This window comes from uncultured Algimonas sp., from assembly GCF_947498175.1.
Classification (GTDB): domain Bacteria; phylum Pseudomonadota; class Alphaproteobacteria; order Caulobacterales; family Maricaulaceae; genus Litorimonas.
Map to the genome: position 1 here is coordinate 61,643 of NZ_CANMJB010000003.1, position 18,026 is coordinate 79,668.

The 18,026-nt window shown below is 64.0% G+C and carries 15 protein-coding genes; 8 read left to right on the plus strand and 7 right to left on the minus strand.

From position 1 onward, the window contains the following. The gene (locus tag Q0718_RS05130) at positions 1-495 is read right to left on the minus strand and encodes a hypothetical protein (protein WP_298914472.1); all 495 of its coding nucleotides are present in this window, start codon (positions 493-495) and stop codon (positions 1-3) included. 2 nt (positions 496-497) lie between these two features. Beyond that, entirely contained in the window at positions 498-920 is a 423-nt protein-coding gene (locus tag Q0718_RS05135; protein WP_298914475.1) for a class I SAM-dependent methyltransferase, read from the minus strand. 294 nt (positions 921-1,214) lie between these two features. On the opposite strand from Q0718_RS05135, the gene Q0718_RS05140 reads away from it, so the two are divergent. Both Q0718_RS05140 and Q0718_RS05145 read left to right on the plus strand, forming a co-directional pair. Next, the gene (locus Q0718_RS05140) at positions 1,215-2,216 is read left to right on the plus strand and encodes a carbon-nitrogen hydrolase family protein (RefSeq protein WP_298914478.1); all 1,002 of its coding nucleotides are present in this window, start codon (positions 1,215-1,217) and stop codon (positions 2,214-2,216) included. Positions 2,217-2,283: 67 nt separating this feature from the next. Continuing rightward, the gene (locus tag Q0718_RS05145) at positions 2,284-2,628 is read left to right on the plus strand and encodes a DUF2853 family protein (RefSeq protein ID WP_298914481.1); all 345 of its coding nucleotides are present in this window, start codon (positions 2,284-2,286) and stop codon (positions 2,626-2,628) included. Between the two features lie 3 nt (positions 2,629-2,631). Here Q0718_RS05145 and Q0718_RS05150 read toward each other — a convergent pair whose 3' ends face one another. The 3 genes from Q0718_RS05150 to Q0718_RS05160 form a co-directional block, all read right to left on the minus strand. Beyond that, on the minus strand, positions 2,632-4,380 hold the full coding sequence (locus Q0718_RS05150; protein WP_298914483.1) for a carboxylesterase family protein: 1,749 nt from the start codon (positions 4,378-4,380) through the stop codon (positions 2,632-2,634). A gap of 70 nt (positions 4,381-4,450) precedes the next feature. Further along, a complete protein-coding gene (locus Q0718_RS05155) occupies positions 4,451-4,678 on the minus strand; it encodes a hypothetical protein (RefSeq protein ID WP_298914486.1) in 228 nt (75 codons plus the stop codon). A gap of 117 nt (positions 4,679-4,795) precedes the next feature. Further along, positions 4,796-5,437: a MarC family protein gene (locus tag Q0718_RS05160; protein ID WP_298914489.1), complete on the minus strand. Its 642-nt coding sequence runs from the start codon at positions 5,435-5,437 to the stop codon at positions 4,796-4,798. A gap of 91 nt (positions 5,438-5,528) precedes the next feature. Here Q0718_RS05160 and Q0718_RS05165 point away from each other — a divergent pair, with 91 nt between their 5' ends. The 4 genes from Q0718_RS05165 to Q0718_RS05180 all read left to right on the plus strand — a co-directional run bounded on the left by Q0718_RS05165 (position 5,529) and on the right by Q0718_RS05180 (position 8,979). Further along, complete coding sequence (locus Q0718_RS05165) at positions 5,529-7,478, plus strand: S9 family peptidase (protein WP_298914492.1); 1,950 nt, start codon at positions 5,529-5,531, stop codon at positions 7,476-7,478. Positions 7,479-7,759: 281 nt separating this feature from the next. After that, positions 7,760-8,623 carry an SPFH domain-containing protein gene (locus Q0718_RS05170; RefSeq protein ID WP_366523832.1) on the plus strand — a complete coding sequence of 288 codons (864 nt, stop codon included), beginning with the start codon at positions 7,760-7,762 and terminating at the stop codon, positions 8,621-8,623. 6 nt (positions 8,624-8,629) lie between these two features. Further along, complete coding sequence (locus Q0718_RS05175) at positions 8,630-8,809, plus strand: DNA-binding protein (protein ID WP_298914499.1); 180 nt, start codon at positions 8,630-8,632, stop codon at positions 8,807-8,809. Further along, positions 8,806-8,979 carry a DUF4177 domain-containing protein gene (locus tag Q0718_RS05180; RefSeq protein WP_298914501.1) on the plus strand — a complete coding sequence of 58 codons (174 nt, stop codon included), beginning with the start codon at positions 8,806-8,808 and terminating at the stop codon, positions 8,977-8,979. Before Q0718_RS05175 ends, Q0718_RS05180 begins: the two co-directional genes overlap by 4 nt. Positions 8,980-9,021: 42 nt before the next feature. On the opposite strand, the gene Q0718_RS05185 is transcribed toward Q0718_RS05180, so the two are convergent. Then, on the minus strand, positions 9,022-10,578 hold the full coding sequence (locus tag Q0718_RS05185) for a BCCT family transporter (protein WP_298914503.1): 1,557 nt from the start codon (positions 10,576-10,578) through the stop codon (positions 9,022-9,024). Beyond that, a complete protein-coding gene (locus tag Q0718_RS05190) occupies positions 10,575-11,732 on the minus strand; it encodes a glycosyltransferase family 1 protein (RefSeq protein ID WP_298914506.1) in 1,158 nt (385 codons plus the stop codon). The genes Q0718_RS05185 and Q0718_RS05190 overlap by 4 nt, the downstream gene beginning before the upstream one ends. Before the next feature lie 279 nt (positions 11,733-12,011). On the opposite strand from Q0718_RS05190, the gene Q0718_RS05195 reads away from it, so the two are divergent. Together Q0718_RS05195 and Q0718_RS05200 are read left to right on the plus strand one after the other, a co-directional pair. Next, the gene (locus Q0718_RS05195) at positions 12,012-15,248 is read left to right on the plus strand and encodes a TonB-dependent receptor (RefSeq protein WP_298914509.1); all 3,237 of its coding nucleotides are present in this window, start codon (positions 12,012-12,014) and stop codon (positions 15,246-15,248) included. 632 nt (positions 15,249-15,880) lie between these two features. Then, entirely contained in the window at positions 15,881-17,746 is a 1,866-nt protein-coding gene (locus Q0718_RS05200; protein WP_366523833.1) for a ribonucleoside-diphosphate reductase subunit alpha, read from the plus strand. The last annotated feature ends 280 nt before the right edge of the window (positions 17,747-18,026 follow it).

Below are 18,026 nucleotides of genomic sequence, written 5' to 3' on the forward strand. Positions count from 1 at the left end.
TCACCGGCGCGTATAGCGGAGCGTCGCGCCCGTATCGGCGTCCAACAGGGTGAGGTGCGTCTCGTCCAGGTCTTCCACGATCAGCCGCCCGGGCGGGCTGGCACGGTAGGCCTCTTCCAGAGCGCGGGCGACCGCCTCGCTCTCCGGCGTCGCCGTCTTCGGACTGACCCGGACGTCGCGCAAGGTACGGGTCAACACGGTTTCTTCCAGCGTCCAGGTGACGTCGGCCGCGATGCCGAAAGTCTGCGGTGCAGTGCCCGGCTGGGTCAGGGTCATGTCCGCTTCGAAATCAGACAGGCCATCAGGCGCGTAGGTCACGACGGCGTTTTCGACGACCAGTGCCGCGTCGGTCTGCGCCGCACCGTCCTGCACCCAGGTGCCGATCAGCCCGTCCTGGTCCGGTCCGACCGACCCGTTGCAGGCCGCCAGAACAGTCAGCCCCAGCCCGGCAACCAGCCCGATGATCGCCCCGCGAATCGTCTTCGGTATCGGCATTTTCACTCCCCGCGCGTCGCCGCGCCCCAGTAATTGTAACTCAGCACCTTGGGTCCCGGCACATACATCTGTTCCAGTCTTGCAAGGCTCAGGCCCGCATGGGCGAACAGGGCCGGAATGTCGCGGCCCGAATGGCAACCGCCGGCGATGCGCGTCCAGAGCGGGTCGATGCGCCGTTGCCAGCGCGCCACGCCCGGATCCGGCGCGCGGCCATGTTCGGTGAACAGGATTTCGCCGCCGGGGCGCAACACACGCGCCATTTCGCGCAAGGCCGCGACCGGGTCGGCAATGGTGCAGAGCGCGTAGGTGACGACGACCGTATCGGCGCTGGCGTCGCCGAGCGGCAGCGCTTCGCCGGACAGGCCGAGCCGGTCGACCGGAAAATCGCAGGCGGCGGCGCGCCGCCGCCTTGGCCCAGATCGCATCGTCCGGATCGATGCCCGTGACGCGCGTAACGGTCGACGCGTCGTAGAATGGCAGGTTCAGACCCGATCCGATGCCGATCTCGACCACCTCGCCCCGGGCCTGCGGCACGATCTTCGCGCGCTGCCGGGCGATCGGCTTGGTGCCGCAAGCCAAGTCGAGCAGGCGCGGCAGGATGGTCGTGCTGTAGAACCCCATGACGGCCCGCTTAGCCGGGCTGGCCATCCGCCGCCAGACAATCGGCCCGTCACGGCGTTTTGACTGGGCAGCGGCACGCAAGAGGCTATGAATGATCCATGACCGATCCGATGCCCTCTTCCCCCGACAAGCTCCGTGTCGCCGTGGCACAGCTGGCCACCGTCATGCTCGACCGGCGGGCCGGGATGGAGCGCGTCCTGTCCGCCATTGCAGATGGCAAATCGCAGGGCGCGGATCTGATCTGTTTTCCCGAGGCCTACCTGCCCGGCTATCCGTTCTGGCTGTCGGACGGCCACGGCGCGCGGTTCGACGACGATCGCAACAAGCGTCTCTTCGCCCATTATGCCGATCAGGCCGTGACGATCGAGGACGGCCATCTGGACCCGATCTGCGACGCCTTGCGCGAAGCGGACATGGCGGCGTGGTTGGGCATCGTGGAGCGGCCGCGCGACCGGTCGGGCCATTCGCTCTATTGCTCCTATGTCCATATCGACGCTGAGGGCCGGGTCCGCTCCGTCCACCGCAAACTGCAGCCGACCTATGAGGAGCGGCTGGTCTGGAGCCCCGGGGACGGACACGGGCTGGTCACGCATCGGATCGGCGCCTTCACGACGGGCGGGCTGAACTGCTGGGAGAACTGGATGCCGCTGACGCGCGCCGCCCTCTACGCGCAGGGTGAGGATCTGCACGTGGCGGGCTGGCCCGGCAATCGCCGCAACACCGAAGACCTGACACCGGTCCTGGCCAAGGAAGGTCGGTCCTTCGTGGTCAGCGTCTGCGGCGTGATGCGGCGCGACGACGTGCGCGACGACATGCCGGAGGCGGACTTCGTGCGGGAGGCTGTCGGAGACATGTCGGCCGATGGCGGGTCTTGCGTCTGCGCGCCTGACGGGTCGTTCCTGCTGGAACCCTGGGTCGGCAAGGACGGGACTGGCAAGGACGGGACTGGCGTGAAGACGGTTGAGATCGACGCGGCACGCGTGCGCGAGGAACGCCAGAACTTCGATCCCAGCGGCCATTACTCCCGGCCCGACGTAACCCGTCTGCATGTGGACCGCACCCGCCAGAGCCTTGCACGGTTCGACGACGGCACCGATTGATGTTGCGCCGCGTTAAGAAATCCCTAGTCCGGAGTCAGGACGCTTCCGCAAACCCGAAAGGACGATCATGAGCAAGCTCGACGAAAAGGTCGGTCAGTATATCGACGAAGTCAGAGGCACGCTGGGCCTGGAGCCCGACGTGGACCTGATCCGCAAGGTGGCCGAGGGCTTAGGCCCGTCCATCCACAATGCCGACGCCTCGCGCGTCGCGGCCAGCGATCCCAAGGAAGTCGAAACCGTCAAGCGCAACTTCCTGATGGGCAAGCTCGGCCTGGACGACAGCGACGATCTGGACCGCCGCCTGAAGAAGGTCATGGACATGTATGCCGAGAAGTCGCGGACCAAATACCGCGCCGTGGTCTATTATCTGCTGACCAAGGAATTCGGCAAGGACAGCGTCTACGACAGCTAGGCGCTATTCTTCCGCCACGGCTTCGGTCGTGGCCTGACTGTCCTGCGCGGGCGTCATGGGCGCCAGCGCATCCAGCTTGATCCGCAAGCCTTCATAAAGCGCATCCAGTTTTTTCCCGCGAATGTCGGTTTCGACCTCGGCAACCGGGCGGTCCGTATTGGCGGAAAAGTGCATCCAGTTTTCCCCGGCATGCTGCGGCCAGTCCGGCAGGCCCGGACCGTTGGGGTCGCCGTCTTTCGCGAAGCTGGCCCAATAATCCGCCATCAACTCCGTCAGCGCTTCGTCATCCTCCGAAAGACCCAGCACCGCTTCGTGGCTGTCGAACACGAAGGGGATTTCGGCGGCGTGGAACGCGCCGACGGTCTGGTCCTCCGATGGCGGCACGCGGGAGAAGAAATAGGTCCAGCTCGGTGCGCCCGTGTCTGCCACCTTGCGCGCCGCGAAACGGACATTCACGCCAAAGATCTCGTCGCCCATCATCTGCGTGCCGGCCTCTTCGAAATCGATGTTGAAGCCATACATGGTAACGAGCGACTCCGCGCCTGTCGGAAAGACGTCCTTGAACTTTGCGACCAGCGCGTCTGCAGTATCGTCCGCGTCTTCCGGTATGACGGTTTCGAGCCAGACGGTCGGCTGCGGATCGTTCGGAAAGAAGAGTGTGCCTTCGTCGGCGTTATAGCCCGCCAACATCGGCACGGCATTGATGCGGCCCTGATCGAAGACCTTCCCGACATTGAGCGGGAAGACCACGCCGTCGCGCACATGGTGAAAGCCGTCGGCCATCTCTTCGGTGATGACGGCCTGGATGTCGTCGGCCGGAACGGCGCGCAGCTCCGCCGCCGTCGGATCGTCCAGTCCCAGCGCGTCCGCGACCTTGACGCCCGTCGCGTGACCGGACGGCCAGCCCGTCTCTGCTGCCAGACCGTCATCGTCCAGCTGGCTCATGTGATAGGTGGATGCACCCGATTGCAGGATCGCGCGGTGGAATAGGCCGTCGGCCATCGGTGTGCTCATCAACTCGGTGACGGACCAGGCGCCTGCGCTTTCGCCGAAGATCGTGACGCGGTCCGGGTCGCCGCCATAGGCTTCGATATTGTCTCGCACCCATTCCAATGCCGCGATCTGGTCCAGCGTACCGTAATTGCCCGATACGCCGCGCGGATCGGCTTCAGATAGGGCCGGGTGGGCGAAATAGCCGAACGCGCCGAGGCGGTAATTGATCGTGACCAGAACCACCCCGCGCTCCGGCAGGCCGTCCGCCTGGTAATAGTCGAAATCGCCGGAGCCGAACTGGTGCCCGCCGCCATGGATCCAGACCATGACCGGCAAGTCTTCGGCCTTCTTGGGTGCGCGGACGTTCAGATAGAGGCAATCCTCGCTGACCGGGGGCGGGTCCATGGCGGCCACGACGCGCTTGATGGCGACGCTCTTGATCCAGGACAGGCCGTGCCCGTCGATCAACCGGTCGAAGAAGTCCCCTTCCACGTCGGTCGCCTGCATGCAGCGCGTCCCGAACCGGCTCGCGTCGCGGATCTCGGTCCAATGCGCGGCGGGCGCGGGCGGCGCCCAGCGCAGATTGCCGACGGGTGGGGCGGCGTAAGGAAGGCCTTGATAGCTGACGTTGGCGGAATTGCCGGGCGAGACGATGCCCTGCACCGGGCCTTGCGGCGCGTTCAGGACGGGGCCGCGGTCCGGCGCGGCGGTACAGGCCGCGATCGAGAGGGCGGCGAGAGCAGTGAGAAACGGGCGCATGGCGCCCGCTTGGGGGCAGGCGGGCGGCAGGTCAAATGACTGCCACGTCCTGCAAGCCTGTAATGCCGGTCTAGGCGATTCCGTCCCGGACGATCGCGTTGAACTGGCTGTCCTGCATCGACGGGGCGTCCTTGGTTTTGGCCGCGACCGCATAGTCGCCTTCGGCGTAATCGCCCAGTTCCTTGGACAGGCTGCGCGGCATGGCGCAGGATCCGTCGGCGCAATCACTCGTCGGATTGTCGGGCAGGGCGGCCGAATAGGCCGTCTGTTCATCGGGTGCGATGCGGTTGGGGGTCATTGTCGTCTCCTTGTCTGTCGGCCTGGCACGGCCGGTTGAAAGGATAACGGAAAGCCCCTGCGAAGGGTTGCAGCGACAAGTCGTCATCGCCCGGATTCGGAGTCGGGAGTTAAAAAGCTAGAACAAGGCGCCCTGAATGCCGTCGAGCACGAATTGCGCCGCCAGCGTGGCCAGAAGAACGCCCAGCACGCGCGTCAGCACATTGGTGAACGTCTTGCCCATCAGCTTTATCAACCCACCCGCCAGCAGGAAGCTCACCAGCGTGATCAACAGCACCGTCAAGAGCGCGACCAGAACCGAAATCTCGCCGGCCGGACCGACATCGTCGCCCTTCATCAGCAACAGCAGGGACGCCATCGTGCCCGGTCCGGCGATCATCGGGATTCCCATGGGAAAGACGCTGATGTCTTCGGGATCCCCGATGTCTTCCAGCAGGTCTTCGGCCCGGTCCTCGCGCTTTTCGGTGCGTTTTTCGAAGACCATGTTCAGCCCGATGATGAACAGCATGACCCCGCCGGCGATGCGCAACGCGTCCAGGCTGATGCCCAGCTTGCCGAACAGCCATTCGCCGACGAAGGCGAAACCGAACAGGATGATGGCCGCGACGCCGACCGACTTGTAGGCCATGGCGCGGCGGTGCGCCTTCGACGTGCCTTGCGTCAGTGTCGCGAAGATCGGCGCGCAGCCGGGCGGATCGATGATCACGAACAGCGTCGCAAAGGCGGACGCGAAAACGGCCATGTCGAACCAGGCGGACATGCGCGGCCCCATAGTCGCGGCCATCGGTCGCGGCAAGCCTTGTGGCCGTCCCGCCCTTGCATGGCTGCCTTCCGCATGCTGCAAGAGGGTCATGAAGATACGGACCCTGCTTTGCGCCTCTCTTTTCGCCGCCGCGTGCACCGCGGAGGCGCCGCCGGAGAGCGGCGCGGACATGCAGGACAAGCCGGACGCCGCCGTTGCGGCGGAACCGACCGCGCTGTCCCATATGGAGCCATCACCGTCGGACGCGGATCTCGACAGCGATGTCGCGCCCTATGTCCTGGCGCGCGGAGCCGGGCCGTCGCGTCTCTCGCCGGACGGGCGCACCATCGCCACGCGCCTCTCTTTGACCGGCACGCGCCAGCTCTACGTGATGGACGCGACCGCCGACGATCCGAAAACGACGCTGCTACAGATCTCCGAAGGCTCCGGGATCACCTTTTTCGAATTCTCGCCGACGGGAGCCTTGATCTACGGCGCGGACAATAATGGCGACGAACGGGAGAATTACTGGCTGGTCGAACCGGACGGGGACGGTTGGACGAAGCCGCGCCTGCTCCTGCCCGCGACCGATCAGGGCTTCCGGTCCTTTGGCGGGTTCACGGCCGATGGCGGCACGGTCGTCTATAGTTCGACGGAGCGCAACGGGCTCGACTACGATATCCATACCGCCGATGTAGCGACGGGTGAGACGGCGCTCGTGTTCGAAGGCCGTTACGGCAATTTCGTCCAAGCCGTCGCGCCGGACGGATCCACCGCCATCATCAGCGAAACGGTCGGCGAGGACAGCGACAGGCTGTTCGTCCTCGATCTGGAAACGGGCGAGCGCACCGTGCTGTCCGATCCGGACCCGCGGGCCAACCACACCGATGCGGGCGTGCATTATCTGACGACCGACCGTATCGTGCTGGCGACCAATCGCAGCGGTAAACATGCGGCCATCGAAACGTTGGAGCCCGACGGATCGTCCAGCAAGCTGGTCGCACGCGACGCCGATGTGGACGGCCTGGAGGTTTGCGACGACCATATTGCCTACACGCTCAACCGAGACGGGTTTTCGGAGCTCTTCATCCAGGGCGGCGTGGAGCAGAATGTCGACGGCCTGCCGCAGGGCGTCTATTCGATCGACTGCACGGACGAGACCTTGCTGGTCCGCATTTCCGCGTCGAACATTCCGGGCGATCTCTACGCCGTCGATTTCGACAGTCTGACGCCGCGTCGTGTTTTCGCCTCCGACTATGACGATCTCGATCCGGCCTCGCTGATCTTGCCCCAATCCGTGCGTATCCCGGCGCGCGACGGCGTCGAGCTGCAGGGATTGCTCTACCTGCCAGACGGCGTCGCCGGACAACCGCCCGTGGTCTTCATGGTCCATGGCGGGCCGACGGCGCAGTCACGGCCGTCCTACAACGCCACGGTCCAGTATCTGCTCTCGCGCGGCATCGCCGTGTTCCAGCCCAACGTGCGCGGCTCGACCGGGTTCGGCCGGACCTATGTGACGCTGGATGACCAGCGCAAGCGCCTCGACAGTGTGCGCGACCTGGTCGACATGCTGGACTGGCTGGACGCGGACGGGCGCGTCGATACATCGCGCGCCGCCGTGCAGGGTGGGTCCTATGGCGGCTACATGGTCAATGCCGTGCTGGCCGACTATCCCGACGCCTTCGATGCGGGCGTGGCGCTGTTCGGCGTGGGCGACTGGGTCACGGCGCTGGAAGTGGCCAGCCCCGCTCTCAAGGCCAGCGACCTGATCGAATATGGCGACATCGCCGATCCGGAATGGCGTCGCTTCTACGAAGAGATTTCGCCCATAGCCAAGGCCGGCAATATCCGCGTGCCGGTCCTCTACAGCCATGGGGCGATGGATCCGCGCATCGACAAGCACGAGACCGAAGTGATGGTCCGTGCGCTTCGCGACAACGGCATTCGGGCCGACTATGTTCTCATTCCCGATGAAGGCCATGGCTGGCGCAAGCTGTCCAACCGGCTTTGGTACGAGCGCGTCCAGGCAGACTTCCTGGAAGAGGTGTTGGGCGACTGAAGGCACGATCCATCCCCTGTCCTCATACCGGCCTGATCCGGGATGAGGGGAATTTCACGGATGGGGCTGAGGGCCGACCCCATACTGGGCCATCGTTGTCTGACCGGCGTTCGGGGCATGGCGAGTAGAACATCTGCCTGCTGAATCCGTGAGGGCCGTCACCAAAATTCTCAAATCAATCAATTCGCTATGTCGCCAATGACCTCGACTATCTCGACAATCCATAAAAAGATATCATATTGATATCATAGTTTAGGAAAGGAAATGACGATATGGTCGAGATAAGGGAAAAGGATACGAAATCGATTTCAGGCATACCGATGGTGCTTGTGTTGCTCGTTCTGGTCGCGGCGGGCCTCTATCAAATCGCTATAGGCATCGGCGACGATGCGCTCATCCTCATCATCGCGGGCTTCGCCTTCGTCGCTCTGGCGGCGACGCTGTTGGCCGGCCTTTACACGGTCGCGCCGAACCAGTCGGCCGTGCTGTCCCTGTTCGGCAAATATGTCGGGACAGTCGATGAGCAGGGCCTGCGCTGGAACAACATCTTCTACACCAAGAAGAAGGTTTCCAAGCGCGTGCGCAACTTCGAGTCCGGCAAGCTGAAGGTCAATGAGCTGGACGGTTCGCCGATCGAGATCGCGGCCATCGTGGTCTGGGAAGTGTCGGATTCGGCCGAAGCCGTCTTCAATGTCGATAATTACGAGTCCTTCGTGCAGATCCAGAGCGAAGCCGCCATCCGTGCCATGGCGACGAGCTACCCTTACGACCAACACGAGGACGGGCAGATCAGCCTGCGCTCCCATCCGGACGAGATTTCCGAGCGCTTGCGCGTCGAAATCCAAGACCGTCTGGCCAAAGCCGGGATCCATGTGATCGAGAGCCGCATCTCGCACTTGGCCTACAGCCCCGAAATCGCCGGGGCCATGTTGCAGCGCCAGCAGGCCGGGGCCATCATCGCCGCGCGCAAGAAGATCGTCGAAGGCGCGGTCGGCATGGTCGAGGACGCGCTCGCGGAACTGAAGTCCAAGAACATCATCGATCTTGATGCGGAACGCCGCGCGACGATGGTGTCCAACCTGCTCGTCGTGCTCTGTTCGGACAAGGCGACCCAGCCGGTCGTGAATACGGGCAGCCTCTACTAGCGGGACGTGGCCGACAAGAAGTCATATCCCCTACGGATCAGCGCCCCCGTGCTCGACGCGATGCGGCGCTGGTCCGACGACGAGCTGCGCTCGCTCAATGCACAGATCGAATATGTCCTGCGCGACGCGTTGAGAAAGAGCGGTCGGCTGAAACCAAACGACAACGGTGATGGAGACGAGGAATGAAACAACGATGGGAATACAGGATCGTCGAAGGCGGCAAGGGCATGAGCGGCGCGAGCATCCGCGACGCCAGCACCGACATCCTCAACCGGCTCGGACTGGATGGATGGGAATGCTACGCCGTCAACGGCAACACCCTGCCGACGATCTTCTATCTGAAACGCCCGCGCTAGGAGCCATGGGGGCAGGCCCGCCCGAAACGGGAGACGTGACGCTCAAGCCTCCCGCAAGGCGTTCAAGCCTTTCGTTCCCATCCGGATCAGCGCCAGATTGAACGCTCCGACGATGAACAGGGCCGGCAGGCCGCCGAGGTTGGAGAGCATGCGGACGCCGTCGATTCCGGACAGGCTCACCATCGACCAGGCCGCCAGGCCGACGGCGGCCGCATAGACGATCTTCACGACCGGCCGGCGCGGCTGCGGCGCGTCGGGGGCGAGGTCCTCATGTGCCGCGCTCAGCTCCGCCAGCACGCTGGTGTTGGAGTCGGCGGCCGTGACATAGGACAGATAGGTCAGCAGCAGGACAGCCAGAACGAGGACGCCGCCGAGCCAGAGCTGGCCCAGCACCTCGTAGAGCAGATGTTCCGGTCCGCCCGCTCGCAGCAGCTCCGACAGCAGGCCCGCCTGTTCCGCCTCGATCGACAAGGCGACCCCGCCGAACACGCTCATCCAGACGATGGAAAACAGCGCCGGCAGCACCAAGTTGACCAGCACATAGGCCCGGACCGTGTAGCCGCGCGAAATCCGCCCCAGGAACATGGCCGAGAGCGGCGCCCAGGCCAGCCAGTTCGCCCAGTAGAAGACGGTCCAGGCCTTGGCCCAATCCATGTCGTCGTGCGGCGGCAGGAGCAGGGAGCGCTGGATGAAGGATCCGGCGTAGCTGGTCAGTGCCTCAAGGCTCGTCGTCACGATCCGCCCCGTCGGCCCGGCGACGAACACGAACACAAGCACGACGATGAACAGACGCGTATTGATGTCGGAAAGCACGCGGATGCCGCGGTGCAGCCCGCTGGCCGAACTGGCCGCGAACCCGCCGACGACGGCCAGCGCGACCGTGAAGGTCGCGACCGGCCCGGTGCCGGTGCCCGCAATGCGGTCCAGCCCGCCGGACAGCGACAGGATGCCCGCGCCGAGGCTGGCCGCCAGTCCGAACAGCAGGGCCAGCAGGGCGAAACCGTCGAGCGCGTCGCGAACACCGTCCGGAAGGCCGCGCCCGGTCGCAGCCTGAATCGGACTGGCGAGCGAAAAGGGCAGGCGCAGATTGTGATAGGCGAGCGCGAAGGCGAGGCCCGGCACGGTGTAGATGGCATAGGGCGTGAACGACCAATGCAGATAGAGCGAGGACAGGGCGAAGTCGGCCGCCGCCGCGCTGCCAGGCGCGACGTCCAGCCCGCCCGGCTCGCTCAAGTGATAGATCGGTTCGGCCGTCGCCCAGAACAGGATGCCGATGGCGACGGTCGTGGTCAGCGTGATCGCCGCCCAGTTCCAGCGCGACAGGATCGGCGTCGCCTTCGCCCCGCCGATGCGCACCCGGCCCAGCGGCGACAGCGCCGCCCAGGCGCAGGTCATCAGGAAGAGGAAGGCCGCGACCGTGAAGCCGTGGCTGAAAACGTTCAGGATGGCCGTGTTGAGCGCCGTCGCCGCCCCCAGGAACGGCCCCGGCGCGAGCAGGCTGGTCAGGATCAGCGCGGCGAAGGCCGAGAGCGGCAGGGCGAAGACGCGGGGTCTCAGGCGGTAGGCGCGGAAGAGTTGGCCGAGCGTCCTGTCGGTCAATGCGGCACGCTCTTGCCGCGGACCAGCCGCCAGAGCTTGCGGCTTTCGCGGCGGGCGACATGGGCGGGCGAGCCGGCGATCTTGCCCAGGCGCCGGATGCGCCGCCAGCGCTTGCGCGCGACGGGTTCGTATTCCGGGGTCAGATGGCCGAAGAAAATGTCGGCGGCCGCGTCCCAGCTATACTGTTCCGCATGGGCGCGCGCATCGGCCCGCGACAGCGCCAGCGCGGCGAGGCAGGCGGTCTTCAGATCTTCGTCCAATACGCCCGCATTCGATCCCGGAATGATGTCGATCGGCCCGCTGACCGGATAGGCGGCCACCGGCGTGCCGGTTGCCATCGCCTCGATGATGACCAGGCCGAACGTGTCGGTCTTGCTGGGGAAGACGAAAACGTCGGCATCCGCGAAGTGGCGCGCCAGGTCCTCCCCGAACTTCGCGCCGGTGAAGGTGACGCCCGGGTAGCGCCTTTTCAGCTCGTCCAGCTGCGGCCCGTCCCCGACGACGACCTTGGAGCCCGGCAGGTCGAGCTCCAGGAAGGCTTCGATGTTCTTCTCCACCGCCACGCGCCCGACATTGACGAAGACGGGCCGCGGCAGATCCTCGAACACATCGGTCTCGCTGCCCGGTTCGGACCGCTTGTCCGGATGGAACAGGTCCGTCTCCACCCCGCGCGCCCAGACGCCGAGGCCGGTGAAGCCCTTGCTTTCCAGAAATTCGGCCATGGAAGGCGTCGTCACCATGGTGCGCCCGCCGCTATTATGGAAGTCGCGCACGAATTTGTAGGTCGCCGCCATGGGCAGGACCGGCAGGCGCGCCTTGATATATTCGGGGAATTTGGTGTGGTAGCTGGTCGTGAACGGCATGCCCCAGCGCAGGCAGAGCGACCGCGCCGCCTGGCCCAGCGGCCCTTCGGTCGCGATATGCACGGCTTCGGGCGCGAATCCCACCATGCGCCGCTCCACGTCCCCTTTGGCGAACGGCGCCAGGCGGATGTCCGGATAGGTCGGCAGCGGCATGGTCCAGTAACCGTCGGACGGGGCGATCACCTCCACCTCGTGTCCGCGCTGACGCAGGATCGTCACCGTCTTGTCCAGCGTGCGCACCACGCCGTTCATCTGCGGATGCCACGCATCGGTCACGAGCAGGATCTTCACAGCACGGACAGCCTCTTGCACAGGCGCCGCCATGGCGGATCGCCGGGTTCGGTTCCGGCTTATGGCATGAACGGGTCCCTGTCACCCGGTCGCACGCCAGACTTCATGCAGCACAAGGATTGTGCAACAACGCATAGTTTCAACCCTAGATCGATCATAATATGGAGGTTTGCGCCAAAATCTTTTGCCGAAGTGGCTATGGCGAGAAAAGGACTTGCTTACACAAGTTTAATGTCAAGAGTGGGAGGTTTATAAGTCCGACACATTCGAGGGGATGTCATGTCAATCAGAGCTCTCTTACTCGCTTCCAGCACCGCCGCGCTTATCGCCCTGCCTGCCCATGCCCAGGTCAACGACGAAGAAGACGTCGTCATCGTGACCGGCTCGCGGATCCCGCAGGATCCGAACATCATCGGCGCCGTACCGGTTCAAGCGCTCGATGAAGAAGCCTTTCGTCTCTCCGGGGAGATCAATGTCGCGGAAATCGTCAACGACATTCCCGCCCTGGTGTCTTCCCTGTCCGGCGAGAATTCCCTGACCGGTCAAAGCACGCTCAATCTGCGCGGTCTTGGCGGGGAGCGGACGCTGACGCTCGTCAATGGCCGCCGCCATGTATCGGGTGTGCGCGGCTCGTCCTCCGTCGATGTGGGATCCATTCCGCGCGCCCTGATCGAAAGCGTCGAAGTCTCGACCGGCGGCGCTTCCGCGATCTACGGCGCGGATGCCGTGACCGGTGTCGTCAACTTCGTTCTCATGGACGATTTCGATGGGATGGAATTCGACGCGCGGGCCGGCATTTCGGGTGAAGGCGACGCCGAGAACTTCACGCTGGATGGTATCTTCGGCCGCAATTTCGACAATGACCGCGGCAATGTCACCCTTGCCCTGTCCTATACCGAGGACTCCATCCTGCGGGCCGGAGACCGCGACTGGTCGCGCAATAACGGCATCTCGTCCTCCGAACCTCCAGGAAACGCCTTGCTGCGGTTCCAGCCGGGCGAACTCGGAGCGGACACTCCGAATTTCAACACCTTGTTCGGGTTCTACGGCGGAGCGATCCCCGCCGCGGGCGATCCTCGCCTGGCCGGTCTGGACCTGACCGCCCGGGAGCGCGCCCTGATCGACAGGGCTGGCCAGGCGAGCCGGTTGGCGGTGACGGACCGCCCCACATTCTGGCTGACGTCGCAGGCCGGATCCATCGCGCCGGGTCAATTTGGCGGCGCCGCGCGCGCCGTGACCTATGTCGATCTCAACAATAACGGCATCGCCGACTGCCAGGAATCCTTCGTGGGGCGGAACGGCAATCTGGCCGGGTGCTGGGTCACCAATCCGGACGGCTCGGTCCGACTGTTCGAAGACGGCCTGATCGTCACGGGAGGTCAATGGGGGTCCGGTGGAGACGGCGGCGTGGTGACGCGCGACCGGGATACATTGTTGCCGGAGACGGACACGTTCTCTGCGAACCTGAACGGACGCTACGAACTTTCGCCGGGTTTGACGGCCTATTTCGAAAGCAAATACGTCCAGGCCAACACATTCGTCTTCAACGAACTGGATACGTTCTACGACACGCTTTTCATCCAACCGGACAACCCCTTCATCCCGGCCCAGCTGCAACCGGTGGCGGATGCGACGGGCGGGCTCCTGCTGACACAGGATCCCGTCGATTTCGACGATACGGGCATCGAATACGAACGCGAAACGATCCGCCTGGTCGGCGGACTGACTTGGGAGAACGAAAGCGGAAGCATTTTCGACCTCTCGGTCAATCATGGCCGCTTCAAACGGACCGACAGGTTGAACCGGACATTGCTGGACCGCCAGTTCGCAGCGTTCGACGCCGTCCGCGGGCCCAACGGAGAGATCGTCTGCCGCTCCAGCGTGGATCCGACGGCGCTCTACGGCGTGGACTTCTTTTCCGGCAGGAACGGGTTTGCGCCGGGGTTCTACACGTTCACGCCCGGTGACGGTCAGTGCCAGCCGCTCAATCCGTTCGGCACGAACAGCGTCAGTGATGCGGCCCGGTCCTTCATCAACGTCGCCAACGAGGACGAATTTGAACAAACGCAAACCGTTCTTTCGGCCAGCGTCGTCGGACGAACGGGTTTGTTCGACTTCCTTCTGCCCGACCAGGTCGGCTTTGCGACAGGCTTCGAATATCGCCGCGAAACGAGCGATCAGACATTGGATCCGATCGTTCTGGGTATCTTGCCGGCCGGGTCTCCCAATGCCGGAGCCGACATCACGGCCGTGACGAACGGCGTCGTCAATTCCGTCACCAGCATCGACAATGACGAACAGTTCAACACCAGCGGGTCCTACAACGTCAGGGAGGTTTACGGCGAACTGCGCATTCCGATATTGATCGACAGGCCCGTCTTCAAGGAGCTCTCATTGGACAGCGCCATACGGTATGCCGACTATTCCACGCTCGGCTCGACGACGACCTGGTCGGTCGGCGGCAAATATTCGCCGTTCGGCGGTCTCGCCTTCCGGGCGACCTTGTCCGAAGCGGTCCGGGCGCCGAACACGTCGGAACTGTTCGACCCGCAATTGCCGATCCAGATTTCGGCGACGCAGGATCCTTGCGATCCCAACCGCGTCGATACCGGCACGGCCAATCGCCGAGCCAATTGCATTGCCGCACTGCAGGCTGCCGGCGTTCCGCAATCGCAGATCCTGAATGGTGATGGGCAATATGTCTGGGTCAATCCATTGACAGGGCGTTTCACCGGCACATCCGGGGGCAATCCCGATCTCGAAGTCGAGACGGCGGACACGTTCACCATGGGCTTCGTGCTCCAGCCGCGCTTCGTCGAAAACTTCGCCCTGACGGTCGACTTCTGGGACATCGACATTGACAATGCGATCAGCTCGATCAGTTCTCAGGTCATTCTGGAAGGGTGTTTCGATTCCGCGAGTTTTCCGAATGTGCCGTTCTGCGGCCAATTCGAGCGTCGTGGCGATGGCGGTCTTGCGGATCTTCAGAGCGGCGAACTCAATTTCGCCCGCCTCGAAGCCTCGGGCATCGACGTCTCGGCGAATTACGGGTTCGACTGGCGCGACAACGATTTCGGCATCGCGCTCGTCGGGAGCTATCAGGACAAGCTGGACCGCTTCTTCAACCCGCTCAACTTCTCGGAGGTCAATCCCGACATCCGCGAGATCAGATTGCCGCAATATAGCGGAAACGTCACACTGAGCTGGGCGCGCGGTCCCCTGTCGGCACAGTTCCAGACGAGCTATCAGTCCAAACAGAGCGTGGACTCCATTACGGTCATCAGCCAGCCGGTGATCGGAGACCCGGTCCTGTCGACCACCAATTACGGCGACAATGCCTTCTTCGACGAGACCTTCATCTTCGACGCGAATGCCAGCTATCAGCTGAACGATCGCTACCGCATCTATGGCGGGGTCAACAATATCGCCGACGAGAAGCCGTTCGCGACCCAGACCGCGTGGCCGGTCGGCCCGCGCGGCCGCTTCTTCTTCGTCGGTGTGAATGCGACCTTCTAGGTCGGGACAAGATTGCGGCGATAGCGTCCGATCGAGCCCTTCCCTCACGGGAAGGGCTTTTTCTTGCCTGCAGACAAAGCCGCCGGCCCGGGCGCAGAAGCGCGGATGCTTGCCTGCCGATACCGATCCGCGCGCGGCCATATCGCCGCAGGGTGCGACATCGTTTCCGACCCGGAACAGTTATACAGCCCCGTCCACAATGGCGCGGCACGCGACGCGTTTCGTTCCGGTTTCGATTCCATCAATGGAGTCAGGCGGTTAGCCGGACGCGCCGTTTCGGTTTCGTGACATCCACATGACGCCTGCGCGAAATCTTCGTCGCGAATCCAAAGCATTAAGCACTTGTTAGGCTTGTTCTCTCACGGGGAACCCTACAAGGTGTTGACGTGTTCAGGGCTTCGAACACTATATGTAGTCGGACATAGCCCTATCGTCGCCGCCGCGGCTTGAAGGGCGATCGTCCGGTCCCTTGCGGAACCGGGCAGGTTCAGTGTCCGATCCATCAGGCCCGAAAACGGGAGAAAGAGCGCGTGATCATGAGTGAAGACGAATTCGGCAAGGATCTGGACACGGCGGAACTGGAACAGGCTGCCGACTTGGCCGCCGATATGGCCGGAGAGGCGATCGCCCGCATGACGGCGAGCCCGTCCGCGCCCGCCCGCGCCCGCCAGAAACCCAAGCCGTCGACGAATGTGCGCAATGTCCGTCCGCCCAAACAGGACCGGTCGCGCGACGCGCTGCTGACCGATTTCGGCAAGAAGACGCTGGTGGACCGCTACCTGCTGCCCGAAGAGTCCTACCAAGACATGTTCAGCCGCGTCGCGACCGTCTACGCCGATGACGACGCCCACGCCCAGCGCCTCTACGACTACATGTCCCGGCTTTGGTTCATGCCCGCCACGCCCGTGCTGTCCAATGGCGGGGCGGGGCGCGGCCTGCCGATTTCCTGCTTCCTCAACAGCGTGGACGACAGCCTCGAATCGATCGTCGGCACGTGGAACGAGAATGTCTGGCTGGCGTCGAACGGCGGCGGCATCGGCACCTATTGGGGCGGCGTTCGCTCCATCGGCGAGAAGATCGGCCGCGCCGGCAAGACGTCCGGCATCATCCCCTTCATCCGCGTCATGGACAGCCTGACGCTGGCCATTTCCCAGGGCTCGCTGCGCCGCGGTTCGGCGGCCGTCTATCTCGACATCCACCATCCGGAGATCGAGGAGTTCCTGGAGATCCGCAAGCCGACCGGCGATTTCAACCGCAAGTCCCTGAACCTGCATCACGGGCTGAACATCACGGACGAGTTCATGGAGGCCGTGCGCGACGGCGAGGACTTCGCCCTGCGCAGCCCGGCGACGCAGGAGGTCATCAAGACCGTTCCGGCCCGCGCCCTGTGGCAGAAGATCATCGAGATGCGCCTGCAGACGGGCGAGCCCTATCTCATCTTCTCCGACACGGTGAACCGCCAGCTGGCCGAACATCAGCGCGACGTCGGCCTGAAGGTGCAGCAATCCAATCTGTGCGCCGAGATCATGCTGGCCACCGGCCAGGACCAGTTCGGCCGCGATCGCACGGCCGTCTGCTGCCTGTCCTCGATCAACGCGGAAATGTACGACGCCTGGAAGGACGAGCCCGGCTTCATCGAGGACATCATGCGCATGCTGGACAACGTCCTGCAGGATTTCATCGACCGCGCGCCCGACGGCATGGCCGACGCCGTCTATTCGGCGATGCGCGAACGCTCCGTCGGGCTCGGCCTGATGGGCTTCCACTCGCTGTTGCAGAAAAAGGGCGTGGCGTTCGAGAGCGGCATGGCCAAGTCGCTCAACATGCGCCTGTTCAACCATATCCGCTCCGGCGCGGACGCGGCGAGCCGAAAGCTCGCCGAAGAGCGCGGGGCCTGCCCCGATGCGGCTGACGCGGGCAAGATGGAACGCTTCTCCCACAAGATGGCTGTGGCGCCGACCGCATCCATCTCCATCATCTGCGGCGGGACCAGCGCGGGCATCGAGCCGATCCCGGCCAACATCTACACCCACAAGACGCTGTCCGGGTCGTTCACCGTGCGCAACAAGTTCCTGGAAGACGTGCTGGAGCGCCACGGCAAGAACACGGACGGCATCTGGGCGTCGATCCTGGAGGCCGAAGGGTCGGTCGCCCATCTCGACTTCCTGGAGGATCACGAACGCGACGTCTTCAAGACCGCGTTCGAGATCGACCAGCGCTGGGTCATCGAACACGCCGCCGACCGCGCGCCGCTGATCTGCCAGGCGCAGTCGCTCAACATCTTCCTGCCGGGAAACATCGACAAGTGGGACTTGCACATGCTGCACTGGCAGGCCTGGGAAAAGGGCGTCAAATCGCTCTATTACTGCCGCTCCAAATCGGTGCAACGCGCGGGCTTCGCCGGCCAGGCGGACAAGACGGCGGAGAAATCCGAGATGGAGCAGGCCATGGAAGCGGCCGCTCCGACCGATTACGACGAGTGCCTGGCCTGCCAGTAGCGCCCGCACAGGGTTAGCGGATATGAAGGCCCGGATTAACCATCCGGGCCTTTTGCTTTGGACCGGATTGTCGCGTTCCGGTAGGCAAACCGTGACAAGATTGCCACAATCGGATGGCAAACTGCGCGCAGGTAACGGCTGGAATGACTCTTGCAGTTGCAAAACACGATGTTTCTCCGGACTATGGAATGTGTCCTTTCGCGGGAACCGTTCCGCGTTCCGGAGGCTTAGGGACACTGTACCGGCCCGGCATGTTCGCCGCCCGGACGCGAAGGGTAGA

Bases quoted from the DNA above. Each gene is read 5' to 3' on its own strand.
- Q0718_RS05130 (WP_298914472.1), bottom strand. From the start codon at position 495: ATGCCGATACCGAAGACGATTCGCGGGGCGATCATCGGGCTGGTTGCC.
- Q0718_RS05135 (WP_298914475.1), bottom strand. From the start codon at position 920: ATGCGATCTGGGCCAAGGCGGCGGCGCGCCGCCGCCTGCGATTTTCCG.
- Q0718_RS05140 (WP_298914478.1), top strand. From the start codon at position 1,215: ATGACCGATCCGATGCCCTCTTCCCCCGACAAGCTCCGTGTCGCCGTG.
- Q0718_RS05145 (WP_298914481.1), top strand. From the start codon at position 2,284: ATGAGCAAGCTCGACGAAAAGGTCGGTCAGTATATCGACGAAGTCAGA.
- Q0718_RS05150 (WP_298914483.1), bottom strand. From the start codon at position 4,380: ATGCGCCCGTTTCTCACTGCTCTCGCCGCCCTCTCGATCGCGGCCTGT.
- Q0718_RS05155 (WP_298914486.1), bottom strand. From the start codon at position 4,678: ATGACCCCCAACCGCATCGCACCCGATGAACAGACGGCCTATTCGGCC.
- Q0718_RS05160 (WP_298914489.1), bottom strand. From the start codon at position 5,437: ATGTCCGCCTGGTTCGACATGGCCGTTTTCGCGTCCGCCTTTGCGACG.
- Q0718_RS05165 (WP_298914492.1), top strand. From the start codon at position 5,529: ATGAAGATACGGACCCTGCTTTGCGCCTCTCTTTTCGCCGCCGCGTGC.
- Q0718_RS05180 (WP_298914501.1), top strand. From the start codon at position 8,806: ATGAAACAACGATGGGAATACAGGATCGTCGAAGGCGGCAAGGGCATG.
- Q0718_RS05195 (WP_298914509.1), top strand. From the start codon at position 12,012: ATGTCAATCAGAGCTCTCTTACTCGCTTCCAGCACCGCCGCGCTTATC.
- Q0718_RS05200 (WP_366523833.1), top strand. From the start codon at position 15,881: ATGACGGCGAGCCCGTCCGCGCCCGCCCGCGCCCGCCAGAAACCCAAG.